Source organism: Streptosporangium vulgare (assembly GCF_042428775.1).
Classification (GTDB): domain Bacteria; phylum Actinomycetota; class Actinomycetes; order Streptosporangiales; family Streptosporangiaceae; genus Streptosporangium; species Streptosporangium vulgare.
The window spans coordinates 14,868-36,179 of the sequence record NZ_JBHMBS010000001.1; the positions used below are offsets into that span (position 1 = coordinate 14,868).

Sequence of the window (21,312 nt, forward strand, 5' to 3'; positions counted from 1 at the left end):
ATCCGGTAGAGGGTCATCAAGGCCGGCCCGGTGGAGGGCGGCGTTACCCTTTGGGCATGCCAGAGCCTGACTCCATCGACCGGCACATCGCGCACTGGTCCCGGGAGCTGTCCGACCTCGACCCGCAGGTCGAGGGGATCATCACGCGCATGCAGATGCTCGTGCGGCTGCTCAGGCGGAACAAGGAGGCCTGGCTGACCGCGGGAGGGCTCAAGCCCTGGGAGTTCGACGTCCTCCACCACCTGGTCGCGGCCGGGCCGCCCTACCGGGTGCCCCCTTCGCTGCTGGCCGGATGGCTCGACACCCACCCGGCCACGCTGACCAACCGGCTCGACCGGCTCGAGCAGGCCGGATACGTCGACCGGGTGCACGACCCCGGCGACCGCCGCCGCCTGCTCGTCGCGCTGACCCCCGCCGGACGCGCCGTCTGGCAGGAGCGCATGGACCTGGGCGACCTCTCGGAACGGGAAGTGCTCAGCCCGCTAGACCCCGGGGAGCGCGAGGTCCTCGACGGTCTCCTGCGCAGGATGGTGCGGAACGCGGAGCGGGACGGTCCGCCGCTGATGCCCGACTGGCCGTCCGGGCCGGGGGCGGATCCGGTGGCGAGGCCGGGTTCCGCCACGGGGGCGGGTTCCGGTACGGCTACGGGGACGGGATCGAGTCGTCCGGGCGAGTGACCTCAAAAGTGGAGACGGCCGGTCCGGTGACCCCGGAACCGGTTCCGGGGTCACCGGACCGGCCGTCGGACGTTCCGTGCGCGGGAGGGTGCGGGGCGGTCAGAGCAGCCGGCGGGCTCCCGCGGCCGGGGTCGCCGGGTAGATCTCCGGCGCGGCCCAGCCGCGCTCGGCGTAGGCCTCGGTCACCGACTCCCGTACGGACTCCACCCGGTCGTCGGCGACCAGCGCGATCGCCGACCCGCCGAACCCGCCTCCGGTCATCCGCGCCCCTCGGGCCCCGCCCCTGACCGCCGACTCCACGGCCACGTCCAGTTCCGCGCAGGACACCTCGAACTGGTCGCGCAGCGACAGGTGGGAGGCGTTCAGCAGCGACCCGATCTCCCGTACCGCCCCGGCTCGCAGCAGCCCGATCACCGCCTCGACCCGGTGGTTCTCCGTCACCACGTGCTGGGTGCGCCTGCGCTCGTCGCCGCTCAGCCTCGCGAGGGCGCCCGCCAGGTCCGTGACGTCACGCAGCGCGTCGACGCCCAGGTGCTTGGCGGCGTTCTCGCAGTCCCCGCGACGGCGGGCGTACTGCCCGTCGGCGAGCTCGTGGTGCACCCCGGTGTTGATGATCAGCAGCTGCAGGCCGTGACTCGCCAGGTCGAACGGGATGTTCCTGGTCCCGAGGGTCCGGCAGTCCAGGAACAGCGCCTTCCCCTCCTCGCCGAGGGCGGAGGCCGCCTGGTCCATGATCCCGCACGGCATGCCCACGAAGTCGTTCTCGGCCTTCTGCGACGCGAGGGCGATCTCCATCTTGGTCAGGCCGAGCCCGTACAACTCGTTCAGCGCCGTGGCGACGGCCACCTCCAGCGCCGCGCTGGACGAAAGCCCCGCCCCCCGGGGCACGTCCCCGTCGATCACCACGTCCGCGCCGCCGACCGGGCGCCCCTGTCCCCGCTCCTGCTCCTGCTTCCGCCCCGCTTCGCGGAGGGCCCAGAACACCCCGGCCACGTAGCGGGTCCAGCCCTCGGCCTCGTCGAGCGTCGCCAGCGTCACCGGCTCACCCGCCTGCAGCGACCGCAGCCTGAGCACCCCGTCCTCGCGCGGCGACACCGCCGCGGTCACCCCCCACGGCAGCGCGAACGGCAGAACGAACCCGTCGTTGTAGTCGGTATGCTCCCCGATCAGGTTGACCCGCCCAGGGGCGTGCCACACCCCGGCCGGTTCCATGCCGTACGAGTCCCTGAAAGCTTCAACAACGCGCATGATCCAACACTCCTCAACAAGGTCCACCAGTAGGGTAGCGAGTCCGCCGGAACCCGGTTCCGCACTCGATCCTGCCGAAGGTCACATCTTGAACCCGTCCCGCCCGGCAGATGTGCGAACAGCGTCTACGTTTGGTTGAATGCCGCGTACGGCGTGCGCGAGGGGCGGTAGCTCAGCCGGTTAGAGCAGGGGACTCATAATCCCTGGGTCGCGGGTTCGAGTCCCGCCCGCCCTACCTCTCGTGAGCAGGAAAAAGTGCCTCTGACCTGCTCTTTTGTGTTCCCGGCAGTTTTTGCCATGTCCGGTTGTCAACGACCGTCACCGGCGTCCTGCGGTTGGCTGTGCTGAATACGTGCTGAAGTTCGGCGGAGATCATCGACCTTCAAGGGCGTCGGAGATGCGGCGCTTGGCCGCTTCGTCCTGGCCCACGATGCACTTCGTAGATCCTCCGCAGCACGTCCACGCTGTGCCCTGGGGAACGCGCGAGAGCCTCGGCGCCGCCGGCGCCGAGGCTCTCGCGCGTTGACTCCGGTACGGGTGGGCCCTGCTCCCAGCTCAGAGAGCGGGGCCGATGTTGCCCGGGGAGGCGGTCACATGTTGTTGGCGTGGTCGCGCCGGTCGCAGATGCAGCAGCGGTCGAAGTCGAAGGGTTCGGCTGTTGCTTCCTGCCAGATGGTCATTCTGTTGGGGTACTGGCCGGAGGGGACGATCACCCTGAGGATGACGAGCGCGACGACTTCTTCGGCCCCCTGCTCGAACAGCGCGGACGCTGCGCTTTGTACGTGGGCGCCGGACACGAACAGGTCGTCGATGAGGAGTATCCGCTGGCCGCGCAACACCCGGGGTTCTTTATGTGCGCCCGTCACGTGGAAGGCGCGGCGGTGGGAGTCGCGGTCGTGAAGCGCCGGGGTGTGTTCGTCGTTGGCCAGCAGGAGGTTCGGCTGGTGCAGGTCCTTCAATGCTTTGATCTTGTCGATGACCTGCGTCAAGATGTGGGGCGTCTCAGTGCGCCGGTTCTTTCGCGTGCTGGGGATGGTGGTTACCAGAGTGAACGGTCCGCGGGCTAAGCCTGTGAGGCATGCTTCGTGGGCTTGGTAGAAGCGGGCCAGGGTCGCAGCCATCACGGTTTGTGGTTTCAGCCAACTCGGGCTCGCGCGCACGCCGCCCTTGTAGGCCACGATCCTGTACAAGCCGTTGTCGTCGCCTTCTCGGACGGCTAGCGAGATGGGCACCACGTTCGTGGTCGGGCGGTAAAGCCTGTCTGTGGTGCGTTTGCAACTGGAGCAGATGTCGTATGGCTCTCCTGTGTCGATCTTGTTTTTGGGCCCCGTGTGGCAGATCCGGCAAACCCCGGAGCGCGTCGCCGGAACGTTCCTGTAAAGCTGGATGACGTGGTCGGTGACCGCCCTGGCGTCATCCATGTTCAGAACATGGTCGTCTGGGAGCACATATCTACGAGATTGACCGCCTGCTTGGACAGGTCGTCAGTGTCCTGGACGACAGTGATCCCTCCCCGAAACCCTGCCTGCGCGACCCAGGCGTGTTCCTGGTGGAGCCGTTGGGGCACGAAGACATGCTTGCCCGTCTTCAGCACCATCTCGGTGCAGCGGTGACTGGAGCCGCCGTCCCCGCCGTCGGTGATGTACACGGTGGCGGCCAATCCGCAGGTCACCATGTGTTCCTGCGCGATCGTTTGGTCGGTGGGGGCGGTGTCGGGCCAGAACGGGGAGACCAGGGCCGCGCGCTCGCCTATCTGCCGCGCGACATTCGCGTACGGCCCAAGCACGTCGGGCGCTGCCATCCCGCCGGTCAGCACGCCGAGCGTACGGCCGCCGGCAGCGAGCGCGGCCTCGTGGACGGCTGCGTCCAAGGCGGTGCGCAGCGGTGCGGCGACGGTCAGCCCGGCCTCGGCCAGAGCGTGGGCGGCTGCGACTGCCCGATCGCTGTCACGCTCGCCGACCACGGCGACGGCCCGGTGGTCCTCAGGGAGCATTTGGCCACGGACCCACAGGAATGGCTGGTGGTTGTTGGCCCACAGCATGTTGCCGGGGTAGGTGTCATCCAAGACGGTGACTAGGCTGACACCGACGGCGCGCATGGTGGTGATGAGGTCACGTGCCTGATCGAGATCTTCGACGCTGACATGGGAGCGGAGGTCAGCGGCGTGTGCCCGGTCGGTTTCGTCTAATCCGACGTCATCACCGGCGATGAGCTTGAGAGCGCTGCCTGCGGCGGCGATGATGCGAGCGGTGTGGTGCCCGGGCTGGGTACAGGTGGTCTTGGTGAGGGCGAGAACGGCTGCTTGCTCATCGGCCGGGGCTATGGTCATGGTCATCACCATCTCGAACCTGGTTTCGGTGTGAAGGTACGCACCGGCGCCGACAAAAGCGGCGACGGGATGCGTGGCTGCCTTGGGGCTATCGTGCCGGGACCGGCATCACGACAGGGCGGGTTTACCGGTTTGGACTCGTCTCTCTGCGGATCGCACCGCAGGTGCCTGGTCTGTTGAGCCGGTCACCAGACGTTACGCCGCCACCCAGCACATTGCGGCTTCTTCGTCCCGATGGCCTGGCGCGGCAGGCCATCGGGACGAACGGTGCCCTCGCGGAGCCCGCAGGAGCGTGCAGCGAAGTGATTCACCGTCCGCGGCCAACCTGCGGGGGCCGGACGGTGGTTCTGCTCACCCCGATCCGGGAACGACTCCGCACAGGTAGGTGGACTCCTCCAGCAGGTGCGGCGTCATCGTGAGCCCGGCGAGGCGGTCGATCGGGATGAGAGTGCCGTTGAGGTCTTCATGTGGACGGTGGCCCCGCCGGCTGCTGGGTCTGCAGCCGGCTGGTGAGGTGTCGCACCGCGAGCGCTATCCATGAGGGTGCTGCGCAGGCCCCCCTCGCCGGTAAGGGGACAGGTGAAGTCCGGGGTTGTCAGCGTTACGTTCCCTCCGGCCCCCGTCGCGGTCCTCACACGATCATGAGTGCGGAGTTCGAGCTGCGTTGCCCGGTCAGTGCCGATCTCGGGTTGATCCGCGACCTGATACGGATCTTCGGTCAGCACACCCGCCTGACCGGTGAGCGGCTGGAAGACCTGGTGCTGGGCGGTCGACGAGGCGGTCACGAACGTGTTCGATCGTGGCGGCGAGGCCGGTCAGGTCACCGCGCGCAGCCATCGGCACGGCATCACCGTCGAGGTCCTGGACGTCGGTGGCCGGCTCACCGTGGGCCACCTCGCGCGGGCGCACGTCGATCCGACCGGTAGCAGCGGGTTCGGCTTGTGGGTGATCCAGCACCTGTGCGGCGGACAACAACGAGCTCCGGCAACGGCTGGTCACGCTCGATATCGAGGTGGACGAGCCGCGCGGTTTCAAGGGAACGGCCGTCTCCAGGTTGGCCGCCCAGCACGCCGAGATCGTTCGGCTACGCAACGATCTGGAACGCGGTGGGACACCCTTGCGCCTTGCCGCCACTGAGCCGGCTCGCGCAGTGCCGGCGGACGAAACCCTTGGGTAAGCCCGTTCACCCAGCTCACCAGTCGAAGGCGAGGGTCGTTGCGGACGGGAGTGTTGCTGGGCGGGGTTGTCCTGCCGTGCAGGCGCCCCCAGCGTCCGGGTCATGCGGCGTCTGCGGCCTGGGCCGAGCGGCTGGGGCTCAGCCCGGCATGCGGGACGCTGCGCCGGGTGTCTCAGCGGTGGCGGAGCCGGAGGGGGACTCACGGGCTTCCGGGGCATGATCGCCCTGGCCGCACCTGTCCGGGCAACCCGTGCCCGACGCGGCGCCGGCGCAGAGCTGGGCGGTCAAAGTGGCGCAGGCCCATTCTTCCCACCTTTCCGGCGACCAGCCGCGGTCCTGGACGAAGAGCAGGTACAGCTGCGGGCTGAGCAGGCCGAACAGCAGGTCGGTAGCCATCACGACGGAGACGTCGGGGCGGACGTCGGGCTTGCCGGCCAGCGCCTGGGCCGCGGCGTGCTGCACGGTGTAGCGCGGGTCGGGGCCTTCTGGCCATTGCGCGGCGATCTGCGGGTCGGTGGCCACGGCGGTCGCGATCAGCGGCATGATCGGGGCCACCCGGCCCAGGATCTCGCGGGTACCGCGCACGTGCGCGCGCAACTGCTCGGCTGCGGTGGGCGCGGCGCATGCGGCGCGGAACCACTCCTGATCCATGGTGGCCACCGGCTCGGTGTCGCCGGCGATGGACGTGTCGACGACGTCCTTGAACAGCGTGCGCTTGTTGCCGAAGACGAAGTAGACGGTCTGAACGGCCACGCCCGCCCGGTCCGCGACCTCCTGCAGGCTCGTCGCGCCGTAGCCCTGCGCGAGGAACAGTTCCCGCGCCGCCTCGATGATCTTCTCGCGGGTGCGGCGTGACCGCTCGGCCCGTTTGTCCGGCCGCTTGACGATGTTCATGGAGATAGTTTATCTCTAGAGTAGAACACTAAAGTTCAACTCTAAGAACTTGGAGGAGGGAGCCATGGAGCAGTCGAACACTGCTCAGGGGACGGACGCCGGCCGGGTCGGTGCCGAACGCGACCAGGAGGAGGCCGTCCGACGCGCGCTGGAGGACTACTACCGCGCCGGCAAGCCGCCCTGGGACACCGGCGTCACGCCGCCCGAACTGGTCGCCCTGGTGGAGGGGCACGGCGCGCCGCCGCCCGGCCGCGCTCTGGAACTCGGCTGCGGCACCGGAACCAACGCCGTCTATCTGGCCCGGCATGGCTGGGAGGTCGTGGCCGTCGATCTGATCGACCGGGCAGTCGAGCAGGCCCGGGCCAAGGCTGCTGCGGCGGGGACGGCGGTACGGCTGCTGTGCGGAGACGCCACTCGCCTCGACGAGCTGGACGTGCCCGGACCTTATGACCTGTTCTTCGACCTGAGCTGTTACTGCGGGATCCCGCCGCACCGCCGCGACGCCTACGCCGCCGGACTCACCCGCCGTGCCGCTCCCGGCGCCCGGCTGCTGATGTTCGGGTACGGCCCTGAGGCGTTCGACGACCCGATATTCGGTGTCACCGCCGATGAGCTGCGCGCCAGGTTCGCCGGCTGGGACCTGGTCGACACCACGCCGGGCACGAACCCGGTGCCCACCTTCTGGTTCGCCCTGCGCCGGCGCCCGGACACCATTCCCCCAGGCCCAGGAGAGCACCGTGACTCCCGATGAACGCCGGCTCGCCGCGACATGGCCGTTCGTCCGCGAGCACCTGCCATCCCCACCGGCACCGATCCTGGAGGTCGGCTGCGGGCCGCTCGGCGGATTCGTCCCCACCTGCAGGCGCACGGCTACGCCCCGGCGGGAATCGACCCACAGGCCCCACATGGACCCGACTACCACCAGATGGTGTTCGAGCAGTACACGTCGGCCGAGCCAGTGGCGGGGATTGTTGCCTGCACGTCACTGCGCCACGTGGCCGACCTGGACGACGTCCTGGACCGCATGGCCGGGGCCGTGGTGCCGGGCGGTGTCGTAGTGGTCGTGGAGTGGGCGTGGGAACGCTTCGACGACGCCACCGCGCAGTGGTGCTTTGCCCGCCTGCCGACCGGTGACGGCGACGGTTGGCTCGATCGGCACCGCGAAGCCTGGCAGGCGTCAAGCCGACCATGGGACGGCTACATCCAGACCTGGAGCCAGAATGAACACCTGCACACCGGCCAGGACATGATGCGGGGACTGAGGGCACGATTCGACACCTACCTGTTGGAGGAGGGCCCATACTTCTTCTGCGACCTGGCCGACGTCACCGCCGCTCACGAGCAGGCCGCCATCGACTCCGGTGATATCCAGGCGAACTGCATCCGCTACATCGGCTACAAGCTACGACGATGCGTCGCAGGCATTCACGCTTGACGCCAGATGCGAAACGCCCCGCTCCAGCACGAAGCGGGGCGTCTTTTATGTACCTAAGAGCGCTTCACCAATCGTTCCGCGCGGGCCCCTACAGCCTCGACGTCATCAAGGGAGTGCACTTGAGCGGACAGACCGGCAAACACCTCCTTTGCTTCCTCGAAGACTCTTTCCTGCGCCGCGGTCTGAGGTGGGGCAATGACAACTTGCAGGTCCACGCTGCTGTCGATGGTGCTCACTTGCTGATTGGTTGAGTCGATCACTCGGGCTTCTTCGCCCTGTCGTAGCCGATCCAGCGCGTATCCCCACGCTTTGACCTGCATCGACACTTCATCGAGTCCAGATCGCCTGAAGGACCAGGCTTGCGTTAATTGCACTGCGTGACCATTGGCGATGGCGAAGTCCACCGTGTAGTTCACATGGGCGCCCACGAACACCTGGGGACGCTGACGCACCAGTGATGGATCAATGTCCACTTGGCGATAGACCTCACGCAGTTTGCGGGTGAGCGAGTCTTTGGTCACCGATGCTTGGCGGGGTTGAGCGACAGGGTCGACGATAACGTGTTCGAATATGAGCTGCAGTGCTTCACGGGCGTTGTCTGCCAGAATGGGGGCTGGTGGACTTAGCTGAACAACATTGCGGTGGTCATGGTGCAATTGCTGCAACCAGGCTTCGCCAAGCGGCTCGCCGTCGCCTTCCATGGCTGCGCGCTGAGTGTCGATCTCTGTGCCCAGCCGCAACATGAAGCTGTTGGCGATCTCCAGCGCCGGAACGCCTACGAACCTGCGAACCCGGTCAGTCTTGCTGAGCTGACGGATCTCCCAGTCTCCCGTGACAGGATCTCCGGCTATCGCCCCATAGTTGGCGAACTCGCCTGTTCGTGGATCGGGGAGACATCTGATGATCGAATAAATGTAGCGACTCATCTGGACCTGACCTCCCTTCCAATCAATGATCGGACGCGATCGGCAACAGCGGGTGCCCTGTGTTCAAGGAACCAGCCAAGCGCCTCCAGATCGTCGTCACTAACTGGCCATGATGCTGGCACGCCACGCAGGACGTTGACGAGAGCATCACGGTTGATTTTCTCAAGTGCCGCCGACACTTCCTCAACCGCCTCCTCACTGAGGCCGTGTGGTGCGTCGGGGAGTTCGTTGGGTTCGTCGGCGCACTGGACCAGATACGACCTCTTCCAGTGCCCATCGTTGGTCGGCAAGTAGAGGCCGTGATCATGGCTATAGATGCTCTCGTCGCTGTCGAGGTCGTACAACCACTGTGGATCACAGCCGAAGCACCAGTCCCACAGCGCATAGATACTGGCCTGTCTCCGCTGGTTGTCATCCTGGGACCGGGACGCCAAGGCGTGACGGCGTTCGATCGCGTTGGGCAGGGCGAGGCTTGCGTGCGCAATTCCTGCTTTGAGGTGTCCTCGACCCGCCGGGGAACCGGTGAGCTCGTCCGGGATCCGGATGAGACTGCTGTCGCATACGGGGGCGCCGATCAACCGTCCGACGCCTGACACGATGTGTTCGATGGCTACCGACATTTTGGCGTATTCTGGACAGGTATCAACGCATTTGACCCAGTAGCGGCGACCGTCGCTGGCGGCTGCCAGAAATGGGCTTGCGAAGGTGTTGCCGCCTGGAGTCATGAGCATGGTCACACTCAAGTCGTTGAAGCTGTCATCTCGGCCGCCGACCAGCCCAGCCCAATCTTCCAGCTCAGCCAACGCGACCGCCCTCTTCTTAATCGTGTATAGGGCTCCGCTTGTCAGCACCATAGAACAGCAGCGATGAGCCGTCTCCCGATTTTGCCATAAGGGGATGCGGGAGTTTGCCTTCGAGGTTCGCTTTGGGGGAAGTGGGTTACATTACAGCTGAGCAGCCTCTTTGTCGGAGTCGGCAAAGAGGTGGTGTCGCTTCGGACGTTCCCCTGGATTCGGATAACACCGTGATCAGCGAAAACAGCCACAAGGGCCATTTGGGGATTTTGAACGAAAACTCTGTCCAGAAACGGACACTTGCCCTACCTGGGCATCCCTAACTGGACATTTGGGTGTAAAGGTGGCCAATTAAACAATGGTGATGTCTCGCCGGAAGGGGCGGCCGAGGTGGGTGCTCTCGCCTCACCGTCAAGCGACCGCTGTCGAGGTGGAGGTGAGAGCCGGGAGACGAGTGCTCAGGGGCGGAGACTGCGCGGTGCGAAGGTCCCGGGTCAGGGGCGCAGCAACTGGATGATGGCGACGACGCCGACCGCCACGATGAGGGCGCGCAGCACCGTGGGGCTGAGCCGGCGGCCTACCCTGGCGCCGATCGAGCCGCCGAGGGCGGAACCGGCCGCGACGAGTGCGACGGCGGTCCAGTCGAAATCGGCGGAGAAGAGGAAGAAGAGGGCGGCGGCGGTGTTGACGACGGCGACGAGGACGTTCCTGACGGCGTTGAGGCGTTGCAGGGGCTCGTCGAGGAGCATGCCCATCAGGGACATGTAGATGATCCCCTGGGCGGCGGAGAAGTAGCCGCCGTAGACGCTGGCGAGTGTCAGTCCGGTGAGGAGCAGCGGGCCGCCGTCGGGGTGGGCGGCGCCGCCGGCGCGTTCGCGGCGCCGCCGCACGCTCTCGCCGATCCGGGGCTGGAAGACGATCAGGACGAGGGCGAGGCCCACCAGGGCCGGCACGATCCTCTCGAACGCCGTGGCGGGCAGGGTCAGCAGGAGCGTGGCGCCGGTGAGGCCGCCGAGCAGGGCGCCGACGCTCATCCTCAGGATGCGCCGGCCCTGGCCGCCGAGCTCCGCGCGGTAGCCGATGGCCCCGCTGATGGAGCCGGGGATCAGGCCGAGGGTGTTGGAGACCGCGGCGGTGACGGGTGGCATGCCGGTGGCGAGCAGCACGGGAAAGGTGATCAGCGACCCGGAGCCGACGGCGGTGTTGACGGCTCCGGCGCTGACACCCGCGGCGAAGACGGCGAGCATCTCCCACGGCGTCACGCGGTCTTCTCCCTCGCGGAATCGTCGTTCGTGCCCGGACGGGAGGCGCGCGAGGGCGATGCCGTGCGGCGCACCGGTTCAAGGGTTCCCGGGGCCGGCGATTCGCCGAGGAGCCGTCCCGGCATGAGGGCTCCCGGCGGACGGGCCCGGCCGGCTGTGCGGATGGAGTCGCGGACCAGGGGCCGCGACGCGGCGGTGACGCCCACCGCGACCGGGGTGGGCGATTCCGTCTGACGTCCGGTGTCCGGTGAGGATTTCACGTGGCCGACGCTAAAGAGGGTTTCACGTGGCCGACGCTAAACCGGAAACACTTCGGCGCCCGGCGAAGTGTTCCGGCCCGACAGGGGCAGGCGACCTTCGAGGGAGTCTTCCCCCGACGGGGACCACATCGTGCGGACCTTCTTCGGTCAGGCGACCTTCGAGGAGGGAGCCTTCCAGGTGTTGCACGCCCCCGGGCCCCGCGACCTGTAGCCCTGCTCGAACCAGTGGAGGCGGTTGGCGGGCTTGCCGTACCAGTTGAACCTGCCGTACTCCTTCGGCGTCTCCGCGGTGAGGAGGGGCCTCCAGTTCTTGGCCGAGCGCCCCAGGATCTTCATGGAGACTCCACCCATGCAGTCGGCCTGCAGGTAGAACCGGTGCGTCTGCTCTTCGCCGCCGTCCTTCTCGTCACCGGCCGGCAACGCCCACCAGGCCTTGCTGATGCCCACCTGCGTCTGGATGGCCCCGGCGTACGCGCGCGTGAGCTCGACGAGGATGGCCTGGTCGGACTTCGCCTTGATCCAGTCGGAACCGAGCTGCACCTGGACGGAGCCGTTGCAGCTGGTGGCGAAGGAGCCGGCCACCTCCAGGCCGCTGAAGCAGGGGCCCTCCTCGACCTTGGCCTTGGCGCCCACCCCGACCGGGACGAAGCCCTTGACGGCCCTGCGCCAGGAGGAGTTCAGGCAGTCGACGACCTTGTCGAGGTATCTCGTGGTGGAGGCCCTGCTGGTGCCCTTGGTCACCTTGCAGGAGACCGCGGGGAGGCGGCCCTGCTTGTAGAGCGGGTTATGGGTCAGTTCCGGAGCCCCGACGATGGGACCGGCGGAAGCGGTGGCCGTGCTGACCGTACCGGCGAATAACAGGACGAAAACCCCGGCAGTGGTCGCCAGTGCGCGAATCATCATGAAGCATGATCGCAGGGGCGAACATCAACGCGAAGGGAATCTCAGTTTCCGGGGATGGAGTAGGCCACTTCCGGCCGCTCCTCCCCGGTCATGACGAAACCATGTGCGGATGAGGGGCGGCGCGTCGGGGAGGACGGGTCCGGTCATCGTGGTCACCGAGGGTGTCGCGGGTGTCCGTTCACGGTGTGGCGTCGAGGGCGTCGCGGGCGTCCATGAGGGCGAAGCCGAGCAGGTTCAGGCCCCGCCACGTTGCGGGGGAGGCGGCGCGTTCGTCGTCGGCGGCGAGCCCGATGCCCCAGACCCGGTCGACGGGGCTGGCCTCGACCAGGACGCGGGAGCGGGTGCCGAGCAGGAAGTCCCTCAGCTCGGGGTGCTCACCGAACTTGGCGACGTTGCCGCGCACCACGATCTCGTAGCGATGTTCGTCCCACACGGCGCCGTCGAAGCCGCGGACCTCGCGGCCGAGCTTCTTCGCCTCGCCGGGGTGCTCGGCGGCGAGGATCCGCCCGGCGGTCTCGTCGTCGCCGAACAGCCACGCCTTGTGCGCCATCATGTAGTGCTCTGCCGACCGGAAGTCGTGCCCCTCCGTGGTGAAGACGGCCTCCCACCACTGGCTGAGGCATCCGGCGCCGACCCCGCCGTCACGCGGCGGCCGGTGGCCCCAGAAGAACAGGTAACGCAACCGTTCGCCGTCTCGCTCGGCGGCGACGGCCTCGGCGACCGAGCGGGGCGCTCTGATGAGATCGGACACCCGTACACCGTGCCACGGGTGGACGCCGGACGGCCACCGGGTTACCGGACCGGTTCGACGGGGACCAAGGCGTCCGTCAGGGGAGGGCGAGGGACGGAGCGAAGAAAACCGGGCCGTCGGGGGTGTGGACGGTCACCTTCTCCTCGGAGACGGTGACCTCAGGGTCTGCGGTGCCCGGGACGATCAGGGTCAGCAGAGAGGCGGCCGGAGGAGAGAGCACCGTCACCGTGTCCACTTTCCTGAGGTAACCCGTCGAGATCGCGCAGGCCCGTACCTCCTGGCCGCCGATCGGCCGGAGAGAGGGCATCGCGAGTTGCAGCAGCGTCGCCCGCCAGTCCCCGTCGGCCAGCACCACCCTGCCGTCGCGATTGGAGACCACCCTGAGCGACGGGCCCACGTGCCACAGGTTGCGCAGCGCCGACCCGGCCGGGACCGAGCGCGTGCGACTGACGCCGTACGCGTCGTCGGTGAGCGTGTAGGACTGGCGGGTGCGGCCTGTGGACGAGCTCGCGAGGCGGGTCGCCGTGCCCTCGCGGAAGGCGGCGCCCACGACGACGGGGACGTTGTGCGCCTCGGGGGAGGCCGTCCACTCCCGGTAGGCCGTTCTCTCGTAGGAGTGGAAGCCCGCCTCCACCAGGATGTCCCGGCCGTGGGCGTGATAGGTGACACCCAGGTGGTCCTCGTGGCCGTGCAGGCGGCGTCCGGGGCCGAACCTGATCGAGTAGTGGGCGGATGCCGGGTCGTCCCACGCCGTCCTGCCGAAGACGTAGCCACAGTCGAACACCTTCACCGTGCCCTCCCCGTGCGGGAAACCCTCGGGACGCGTGTCGGCCGGGCTGTCACCGATCGGCACCAGACGGCCGTCGGGCTGGGTGGCATGGCTGACGTACGTCTCCAGCGATGTCCGTCGCGCGGCGAGATCCGCGGGAATCTCGGCCCCGCACCTCTCGATCGCCGCGATGGCCGTTCCCAGCCGCCGGTGGACGTAGACGCCGTACCTCGGTGCCTGCTCGTGCAGCGCCCCCTGCGCGTCGATGGAGAGTTCCGCGGACTCGGTCATCCGCCGGATGGCCAGGTCCCTCCACCGTTCCCGCCGGAGACGGCAGCCGATCGCGAGCAGCGCGATGTCCTGGTCCAGGCCGTGGTTGTGTCCCTGACGGTAGAGGGCCGGGTCGGACAGGATCGCGGCGTGCTCGACCAGGCTGTCGGACAGCCAGGCGGCACGCACGTACGCGCTGAGGCAGACCAGCGCCGGTGCGCGCAGCGCGACCGGATGCTCGGCCCACGCCCAGGGGCTGACGCCGGTCCCGCCGCGCGGGTTCTTCCGGACCCAGTCGCCGGCGATCTCGGTGGCACGGGTGAGGTACTCCTGTCTCCCCGACCGCTCGTACTCCCCGACCAGCCGTCCCATCCACCTCATCGCGTGGAGGTTCAGCGTCCAGGAACGGTTGCGGTACGGGTCGAGGCGCCAGTCGATGTCCGGGCCCAGGTCGACGGGAGGCAGACCGACGAACGTGACCCGGCCCCGCATGACCTCGGCCACCTTGATCGCCGGGAACCACTCGGCCGGGTGGACGACCGGGCCGTCCGTCGTCGCCAGGGAGAGTGGGGCGGGACGGTTCCCTGACAGGCCGATGGCCCCGCGGGCGCGCTGAAACACGTGTTCGCTCCAAAATGTGGTGGTACGGGTGTTTTCGCGCACCCGCGTACCGTGCGCCGACACGGGTGTGGTGGGAAGGCGGTGGCCGGGCAGGCGCGGTTCGGGAAGGGCGGGCTAAGGGAGTGCGGGAGGGGCGGGCTCGTCGTCCGTCCAGCCGGCCTCCAGGACCACCTCGACCTCGTCCTCCTCCTCCGTGCCCGGTCCGCCCGTGTCGGTCGAGGACAGCACGCGGGAACTGACGACATCGATGATCAGCGTCCGCCGAATGGGCGGGGGGACGGGGAGAAGCGCGGTTGAGGAGGCTGGCACGGTGAACGAGAAAGCGGCTCCCTTCCTGCCTCGCTCGTCCGTCGCCGTACCCAGGTAGCGGACGTTCGGCAGCTCCGCCAGGGCCCGGTAGGCGGCCGCCCGCACCTCGGGCGACGACGGCTTGCTCCACAGCAGACCGCTGAGCGCGTCCGCCACGACACCAGCGTCCAGGCCGCCCGAGTCATCGTCCAGGCCGGGTGAGCCACCGGAACCGCCCGGCACGCCTCGCACCATCGCGGAGATCTGCTTCTTCAGGGCGGCGGGGTCGGCCGAAAGCTCCTGGATCTGCTCGAAGGTCATGTCGCGACCGGCCATGCTGAAAGCCGCCCTGCCGGTGACGGCCTTGAGCACGCCCTTGCCCGGCGACGCGGACAGCGCTCCTTCCCGGCCCTGTGACGAGCCTCGTGACGGGTTCCGTGACGAGCCCTGTGACGGGGATTGCGACGGGTTCCGTGACGAGGCCTGTGAAGGCGACTGCGGCGAGCCCTGTGGCGGGGGCTGGTACGGATCCACTCCCGCCCATTCGGTGGGAGAACCGTCACGGCGCCAGGTCTCCGTGTCGGCCTCGGTTCCCGGGCGCGCCCCCAGCACCCGGGAACCGGCCCAGATCCTGCCGTCCCTGGCGGCCCACTGTTCGGTGAGCCACGACTCCACCACCCGATAGCGGTTCTCGCCCCTCCCCAGCGGCTCCGGATGCGTCCTGCGGTGCAGCTTCCTGACGCGCCAGTACGTGCCCGTCGTCGCTGGATCCGCCTCCGCGCGGGTGGCAGCCGCGAGAAGGACCGACCTTCCGGGGATCTCCGTGGTCCCGCTCCCCGTCATCGCCGGAACGGTCACCACCACAGCCATGGCCACGGCCACGGTGGTGGCGAGACCGGTCGCCGCCACAGTCCACGACAGTCGACGGCGGCGGCGCCGAGGCTCGGCCTCCAACCGGCCGAATACCCTGGCCTTGAGGAACGGATCGGCCTGCGGTTCGCCGTACAGTTCGCGGACCCTCTCCAGCTCATCCACGATCGGTCTCCTCGGGTTCGAGCATGGGGTTGGTACCACCCAGCGCGGTTCGCAGCTTTCTCCTGGCCCGGTTCAGGCGTGACCCGACGGTTCCGTACGGGATGCCCAGGGCGCTGGAGATCTCCTCGTGGCTGAGCCCGGCCAGGGCCACGAGGAGCAGGACGTCGCGGTCTCGCCGGTGGAGTCCGGCCAGGGCCGTCGCGAGGCTCGGCCGCAGGCTCTCCGCGCTGACCCGCGCCGCGACCCGTTCCTCGTGCCCGGGGGAGTCGGGATCCGGGCCGTGGCGCCCGAACGCGCGCAGCGCGCGCACCTCGACACGACGCTGTTTGCCGATGAGGTTGGTCGCGATGCCGTACAACCACGCTCGCACGCCGGCACGCGACGGGTCGTAGAGCGCCCGCTTGCGGAACGCGGTGAGAAACGTCTCCGCCACGACGTCCTCCGCGCCGTCGGTGCCGAGCCTCTGCGCGACATAGCGGTGGATCTCGTGGAAGTGGAGGTCGAAGATCGCGCTGAACCGCTCGGGCTCGACGAGGGAGAGCCGGACGACCTCGGCGTCGTCCGCCGGACGAGCGGTCCAGGACATCGTGGTCACGATGGTCTTCCCGTCATGTGCAACCCTCCGGACGCGATCGGCGATCACCCTTTATCCCCCGATCCACCGATGTGCTTTCACGGTCACCGTCACGGACAACGATCACGGACGACAGGCACGCCGACGGGCGTCCCGGCGCCCTACAGGCACGGGTACGGGCATGGGCATGGGCATGGGCTCCTTGGCATGATCGTTCCCGATGGTCGCGACCGGCCGGTTGTGCGGGCCGGGCTCCGGCGGGCCGGCCACCTGTGCGGAGGGGCTCGGCGCCGGCCGCCCACGGCATGATCACCGCCCGCGCCGGTGAAGCCGATAATGGGGCGTGCCCTTCACCCTGAGCCACACCGTCGCGATCCTGCCGCTGCGACGATGGTTGCCCCCTTCGGCGCTGGCGGTCGGCGCGATGGTGCCCGACCTGCCGTACTACCTGCCGCTGCCCTTCTCCTCGAAGATCACCCACGGCTGGCCGGGCGCGTTGCTGGTGGATCTGCCCGTGGGAGTGGCGGTGCTCGTCGTCTTCGACCTGTTGCTGCGCGCGCCGTTGACGGCGCTCGCCCCGGACGGGTTGCGCGCGCGGCTGCCCGACCGGGCGCCGTACGGGCGTGGGGTCGCGGTGGTGGCCGCGCTGCTGACCGGCGTCGCCACGCACCTGGTGTGGGACGGGTTCACCCAGGTGGGAGGCTTCGCCGTGGTGCACTGGCCGGCGATGCGCGTCTCGGTCGTCGGGGCGCACCGGGTGTTCAACGTGGTGATGTACGTCAGTTCGCTGGGCGGGCTCGTGGTCCTGGCCTGCTGGTTCGCCCTGTGGTACCGGCGCGCCGCCGTACGGCCGGGGCATCGGCCCGGCGTGACGGGACGGTGGCGCGGCCGGGTCCTCGTCGCCGGGCTGGGCGCCGCGGGTGTCGGCGCGGCCGTGCTGGGGACCGGTGACCGTGCCGCGGTGAGCCTGTACGACCTGGTCCGCTGCGTGATCCTGGGCGGGATGATCGGGGGCGGCGCCGTCCTGGCCGGCTACACGGTCGTGTGGCACGTGTGGTCGGTAACACGCTCCCGGCGGGACACGCACCGGTCCCTGGGGGACACGCCCCGGCCGGACCGAATCGAAGATCACGTTCGTTGACGGTCCCCGATCCCGCGCGTCCGCGGGTGGTGTCGCACGGCGGTGGCGGGGTACCTCGTTCAAGGGGAAAACCCCAGCTCACGGTGCTTGATCAGCTCGGGAAGGACGTGGACGATGCCGCTGAGGCGGCCCGGTCACACCGGGCGCGGGAGCCGGGACCTGGAGATCAACCCGGTCTTCAGCCGGGAGCCTCTCCGGGTCCCGCGGCACGCCATGCCGGACGGGGAGATGGAGCCGGACACGGCGTACCAGCTGGTGCACGACGAGTTGATGCTGGACGGCAACGCGCGGCTGAACCTCGCGACGTTCGTCACCACCTGGGCGGAGCCGCAGGCGCTGAGGCTGATGGCCGAGTGCGTCGAGAAGAACATGATCGACAAGGACGAGTACCCGCAGACCGCGGAGCTGGAGACGCGATGCGTGGACATGCTCGCCCGGCTCTGGCACGCCGAGGATCCCCATCGCGCGACGGGCTGCTCGACGACCGGGTCGAGTGAGGCGGCGATGCTGGGCGGTCTGGCGCTCAAGCGGCGCTGGCGGCACCGGCGCCGGGAGGAGGGCCGCCCCGCCGACCGGCCCAACCTGGTGATGGGCGTCAACGTGCAGATCTGCTGGGAGAAGTTCGCCGACTACTTCGACGTCGAACCCCGGTACGTGCCCATGGAGGGCGACCGATACCACCTGAGCCCCGAGACGGCGGTCGAGTCGTGCGACGAGAACACCATCGGCGTCGTCGCCGTCCTCGGCTCCACGTTCGACGGCAGCTACGAGCCGGTCGCCGGCATCGCCGCGGCCCTGGACGAGTTGCAGACCCGTACCGGACTCGACGTGCCGATCCATGTGGACGGCGCCTCCGGCGCCATGATCGCCCCTTTCCTCGACCCGGACCTGCACTGGGACTTCCGGGTGCCGCGGGTGGCGTCGATCAACACCTCCGGGCACAAGTACGGCCTGGTGATGCCCGGGGTGGGCTGGGTGCTGTGGCGCGACGCCTCCGCGCTCCCCGACGACCTGGTCTTCCACGTCAACTACCTCGGCGGGGACATGCCGACCTTCGCACTGAACTTCTCCCGGCCGGGTGCCCAGGTGGTCGCGCAGTACTACAACTTCCTGAGGCTGGGCTTCGACGGTTACCGCCGGGTGCAGCGGACCTGCCGGGACGTGGCGACCCGCCTGGCCGGGGAGATCGCCGGGCTGGGCCGCTTCGAGCTGATCACCGATGGCCACGAGACCCCGGTGTTCGCCTTCCGGGTACGGGAGGGGATCGACGACTTCACGGTCTTCGACGTCTCCGCCGCGCTGCGTGAGCGCGGCTGGCTGGTGCCCGCCTACACCTTCCCCGAGAACCGTACGGACCTGGCGGTGCTGCGCGTCGTCGTCCGCAACGGCTTCAGCCACGACCTGGCCGACCTGCTGATGGAGGACCTGCGCAGGGTCCTGCCCCGGCTGGAGGCCCAGGGCGGACCGCGTCGCACCGCCGACGACGCCGGAGGCTTCGCGCACGGCACCGAGAGCAAGAGCCCTCGGCGTCACGGTCACGGCTGAAGGTGTACGGCGGCGCCCGAGGACGCCCACGCCGGTCGGGGGAGAACCGACGCGGCCGGAGGAGAAGAAGGAGACATCGGGATGTGCCGTTTGTTTGGCATGAGCAGCGCGCCTCGGCGTACGTGCGCCACCTTCTGGCTCCTGGAGGCGCCGGACAGCCTCAGCGAGCAGAGTCGCCAATATCCCGACGGGGTCGGCCTGGGGTTCTTCGGCGCCGACGGCACCCCGAAGGTGCACAAGGCCCCCGTCGCCGCCTTCGAGGACCGGTGTTTCGCGGAGGAGGCCAAGTGGACGGAGTCCACCACCTTCCTGGCCCACGTCCGCTTCGCCTCCACCGGTGGCCTGGACAAGCGCAACACGCACCCCTTCCTGCAGGACGGGCGGCTCCTCGCCCACAACGGGGTGATCGAGGGCCTGGACGAACTCGACGCGGAGCTGGGCGAGTATCGGAGGCTGGTCGGGGGGGAGACCGACTCCGAGCGCTTCTTCGCGCTGATCACCCGCGAGACCAGGGCGCGCGGCGGCGACGTCGCCGCCGGTATCGAGGCCGCCGCCCGCTGGGTCGCCGGGAACCTGCCCGTCTACGCCCTCAACATCGTCCTCACCACTCCGCGGGAACTGTGGGCACTGCGGTACCCCGACACCCACGAACTGCACCTGCTCCAGCGCGCCGCCGGAGGATGCCACGGCGGCCGGCACCTCGACCAGAGCGGCAGCGGCGGCCGCATGCGTGTCCGCTCCCAAGACCTCGCCCAGGTCCCCTCGTTCGTGGTCGCCAGCGAACGCATGGACGACCATCCCGACTGGTGCCCGATGGAGCCCGGGGAACTGCTCCACGTCGGACCGGGTCTCGTCCCCACCCGCCGGATCGTGCTGCCCGACGAGCCCGCGCACCGGCTGAGCCTCGCCGACCTGCGTCCCGAGGCCGCCGCCTCGCAGCAGGTCACCTGACACCTGACACCGGTCACCCGTCTCGCGTCTCGCGTCTCGCGAGGCGCGGATCGGGCCGCCGGTCGGGGACGAGGTCGCGCGGTGTCAGGTCCGGGGCCGCCGAGGCCGATGGCCGGAGGGACGTGCGAGAAGGAACCCGCGCCAGGTCGACGGGATCGCCGCACGGGCGGATCGTTCCCCTGCTGACCGTCTCCCCGCTGCCGGTTCCCTCATCGGAGGTTCCCCCGCCGAAGGTTTTCCCGCCGAAGGTTCCCTCGGTGACGGTGACGGTGACGGGTGGCGAGCGGGTGTGCCGACGCTCCCGGCCGCCGGACGATGTTCCCGTACGCCTCCCGTCGCGGAGGCGGTCTGGCAGGTCTGGCAGGTCTGGCAGGTCTGGTATTCCAGATCCTGCGTGAGGACGCACATCACGCGGCCTGAGGGGATGTCCGGCGAGCCGTCGTCCCGGCGGGGTCGATCACGACGCCGGTGACGTTCAGATCTTCGATCATGTGCCGAAGCGCGGGCTCGGTGAGCCGGATCCAGCGCTGGTCGGCGCCGAGCACCTTGGTCAGGCGCATCGGCGAGGAGAAGGCGGCTGCCGTCCTCCTGCCCGAATCGGTCCTGAACAGGCGCAGCGACATGCTGAAGGCGCCTTCACGGACCGGTACGTATAACGGGACTTCCGACATTGCTTCCTCCTGGTGAGAACTCGTACGAAAACGACGTTATCCCCTTTCTGATGGCTTTCGGTGTGATCTCTACAGGATCCAGACGGGGAGGATAGAAGCGTTGATGTCACATTGACGCGTGACGTCCCGCTGTCCAGGCGTCCGCGGGCGCGTCCTCTCCCGGCCGGGCCCGTACGGAGGTGTCTGCCGCCCGTTCCGCTGTACCGCCTGCGGCTCTGCCGTCCTGTCGAACGGGAGGTGTCCCACCGGTCGTTCCGCTCCGCCGCCCGCGATTGTGCGGTCCTGTCGAACCGGGTGATCCCGCGCGGGACCTGTCCGCACCGGGCCGTGGCCGGGGGTCTTGTGCATGTGGATGGCGTACGGCCATCCATGAGGTGCTCGCGGAGTGGAAGGTGCGCGGGGCTATTGAGCAACCCAATATGAACAGTCATGATTTTTCGTGAACAATCGGACATCATGCGTTCGGAGGCTGCCGGAGCTTCCCTTTCCTTTGTTTTCCCTGCCGTCCCGCGGGCGCTCCGGTCGCGGAAACCCGGTGCGGAAAGAATGGATCGATGGACGGCTGTCGATGCCGTACGTTTTTCGCTCGATCCTGGCCGGAAACCCTCCCGTCCGCCGGAGACTCCTTCTCCCTCGACCGGGCTTGGCAGCCCGCGACGAGCCCGCGACCTGCGCTGTCAGGTCGGATCGGGGCCGATGTGACCGTCCGCCCTCTGCGACCGAGGTGTCCGTGGGCGGGGAAAGGAAGAGCCAAGAAAGAGGGAACCGGCTTTGGCTGTCTTTTGCTTGAG

General features: G+C 68.7%; 19 protein-coding genes and 1 tRNA gene. 7 read left to right on the forward strand and 13 right to left on the reverse strand.

Features of this window, described 5'->3' with window-relative positions; genetic code table 11:
* Positions 1 to 56: 56 nt before the first annotated feature.
* Positions 57 to 677 carry a MarR family winged helix-turn-helix transcriptional regulator gene (locus ACFFRH_RS00080; protein ID WP_344749188.1) on the forward strand — a complete coding sequence of 207 codons (621 nt, stop codon included), beginning with the start codon at positions 57 to 59 and terminating at the stop codon, positions 675 to 677.
* A 99-nt stretch (positions 678 to 776) separates the two neighbouring features.
* Here the strand turns inward: ACFFRH_RS00080 and galK are convergent, their stop codons facing one another.
* Entirely contained in the window at positions 777 to 1,925 is a 1,149-nt protein-coding gene (galK, locus tag ACFFRH_RS00085) for a galactokinase (RefSeq protein ID WP_344749189.1), read from the reverse strand.
* A gap of 161 nt (positions 1,926 to 2,086) precedes the next feature.
* Here galK and ACFFRH_RS00090 point away from each other — a divergent pair.
* Positions 2,087 to 2,160, forward strand: a tRNA-Ile gene (locus tag ACFFRH_RS00090).
* Between the two features lie 355 nt (positions 2,161 to 2,515).
* Here ACFFRH_RS00090 and ACFFRH_RS00095 read toward each other — a convergent pair.
* From ACFFRH_RS00095 to ACFFRH_RS00105, 3 genes are all read right to left on the reverse strand, one after another.
* Positions 2,516 to 3,346: a phosphoribosyltransferase gene (locus ACFFRH_RS00095; RefSeq protein WP_344749190.1), complete on the reverse strand. Its 831-nt coding sequence runs from the start codon at positions 3,344 to 3,346 to the stop codon at positions 2,516 to 2,518.
* 2 nt (positions 3,347 to 3,348) lie between these two features.
* Positions 3,349 to 4,266, reverse strand: a complete 918-nt coding sequence (locus tag ACFFRH_RS00100) for a DNA-processing protein DprA (protein WP_386153010.1) — start codon at positions 4,264 to 4,266, stop codon at positions 3,349 to 3,351.
* 1,303 nt (positions 4,267 to 5,569) lie between these two features.
* Positions 5,570 to 6,325 carry a TetR/AcrR family transcriptional regulator gene (locus tag ACFFRH_RS00105; protein ID WP_344749192.1) on the reverse strand — a complete coding sequence of 252 codons (756 nt, stop codon included), beginning with the start codon at positions 6,323 to 6,325 and terminating at the stop codon, positions 5,570 to 5,572.
* Between the two features lie 64 nt (positions 6,326 to 6,389).
* Here ACFFRH_RS00105 and ACFFRH_RS00110 point away from each other — a divergent pair, with 64 nt between their 5' ends.
* On the forward strand, positions 6,390 to 7,076 hold the full coding sequence (locus ACFFRH_RS00110) for a methyltransferase domain-containing protein (RefSeq protein ID WP_386153014.1): 687 nt from the start codon (positions 6,390 to 6,392) through the stop codon (positions 7,074 to 7,076).
* 177 nt (positions 7,077 to 7,253) lie between these two features.
* Positions 7,254 to 7,760 (forward strand): hypothetical protein, encoded by a 507-nt coding sequence (locus ACFFRH_RS00115; protein WP_386153017.1) that lies wholly within the window; start codon positions 7,254 to 7,256, stop codon positions 7,758 to 7,760.
* Between the two features lie 53 nt (positions 7,761 to 7,813).
* Here ACFFRH_RS00115 and ACFFRH_RS00120 read toward each other — a convergent pair whose 3' ends face one another.
* From ACFFRH_RS00120 to ACFFRH_RS00155, 8 genes are all read right to left on the reverse strand, one after another.
* Positions 7,814 to 8,686: a DUF3037 domain-containing protein gene (locus ACFFRH_RS00120; RefSeq protein ID WP_344749195.1), complete on the reverse strand. Its 873-nt coding sequence runs from the start codon at positions 8,684 to 8,686 to the stop codon at positions 7,814 to 7,816.
* Positions 8,683 to 9,489, reverse strand: a complete 807-nt coding sequence (locus ACFFRH_RS00125) for a HipA family kinase (protein ID WP_344749196.1) — start codon at positions 9,487 to 9,489, stop codon at positions 8,683 to 8,685. The genes ACFFRH_RS00120 and ACFFRH_RS00125 overlap by 4 nt, the downstream gene beginning before the upstream one ends.
* 485 nt (positions 9,490 to 9,974) lie before the next feature.
* Positions 9,975 to 10,742, reverse strand: coding sequence for a sulfite exporter TauE/SafE family protein (locus ACFFRH_RS00130; RefSeq protein ID WP_344749197.1), 768 nt, complete (start codon positions 10,740 to 10,742; stop codon positions 9,975 to 9,977).
* Positions 10,743 to 11,149: 407 nt separating this feature from the next.
* Positions 11,150 to 11,902, reverse strand: coding sequence for a hypothetical protein (locus ACFFRH_RS00135; RefSeq protein WP_386153020.1), 753 nt, complete (start codon positions 11,900 to 11,902; stop codon positions 11,150 to 11,152).
* Between the two features lie 181 nt (positions 11,903 to 12,083).
* Complete coding sequence (ybiA, locus tag ACFFRH_RS00140; RefSeq protein ID WP_344749199.1) at positions 12,084 to 12,656, reverse strand: riboflavin biosynthesis intermediates N-glycosidase; 573 nt, start codon at positions 12,654 to 12,656, stop codon at positions 12,084 to 12,086.
* Positions 12,657 to 12,732: 76 nt separating this feature from the next.
* Positions 12,733 to 14,316 carry a heparinase II/III family protein gene (locus ACFFRH_RS00145; protein WP_344749201.1) on the reverse strand — a complete coding sequence of 528 codons (1,584 nt, stop codon included), beginning with the start codon at positions 14,314 to 14,316 and terminating at the stop codon, positions 12,733 to 12,735.
* Between the two features lie 114 nt (positions 14,317 to 14,430).
* Positions 14,431 to 15,639 carry a hypothetical protein gene (locus ACFFRH_RS00150; RefSeq protein ID WP_386153024.1) on the reverse strand — a complete coding sequence of 403 codons (1,209 nt, stop codon included), beginning with the start codon at positions 15,637 to 15,639 and terminating at the stop codon, positions 14,431 to 14,433.
* Positions 15,632 to 16,225: an RNA polymerase sigma factor gene (locus ACFFRH_RS00155; RefSeq protein ID WP_344749207.1), complete on the reverse strand. Its 594-nt coding sequence runs from the start codon at positions 16,223 to 16,225 to the stop codon at positions 15,632 to 15,634. Before ACFFRH_RS00155 ends, ACFFRH_RS00150 begins: the two co-directional genes overlap by 8 nt.
* Before the next feature lie 331 nt (positions 16,226 to 16,556).
* Here ACFFRH_RS00155 and ACFFRH_RS00160 point away from each other — a divergent pair, with 331 nt between their 5' ends.
* The 3 genes from ACFFRH_RS00160 to ACFFRH_RS00170 all read left to right on the forward strand — a co-directional run bounded on the left by ACFFRH_RS00160 (position 16,557) and on the right by ACFFRH_RS00170 (position 19,850).
* Positions 16,557 to 17,354 carry a DUF4184 family protein gene (locus ACFFRH_RS00160; RefSeq protein WP_386153027.1) on the forward strand — a complete coding sequence of 266 codons (798 nt, stop codon included), beginning with the start codon at positions 16,557 to 16,559 and terminating at the stop codon, positions 17,352 to 17,354.
* A gap of 114 nt (positions 17,355 to 17,468) precedes the next feature.
* The gene (gad, locus tag ACFFRH_RS00165; protein ID WP_344749204.1) at positions 17,469 to 18,899 is read left to right on the forward strand and encodes a glutamate decarboxylase; all 1,431 of its coding nucleotides are present in this window, start codon (positions 17,469 to 17,471) and stop codon (positions 18,897 to 18,899) included.
* Positions 18,900 to 18,980: 81 nt separating this feature from the next.
* Positions 18,981 to 19,850, forward strand: a complete 870-nt coding sequence (locus tag ACFFRH_RS00170) for a class II glutamine amidotransferase (protein WP_344749205.1) — start codon at positions 18,981 to 18,983, stop codon at positions 19,848 to 19,850.
* Positions 19,851 to 20,257: 407 nt separating this feature from the next.
* Here the strand turns inward: ACFFRH_RS00170 and ACFFRH_RS00175 are convergent, their stop codons facing one another.
* Positions 20,258 to 20,521: an SAV_915 family protein gene (locus ACFFRH_RS00175; protein WP_386153030.1), complete on the reverse strand. Its 264-nt coding sequence runs from the start codon at positions 20,519 to 20,521 to the stop codon at positions 20,258 to 20,260.
* Positions 20,522 to 21,312 lie beyond the last annotated feature (791 nt).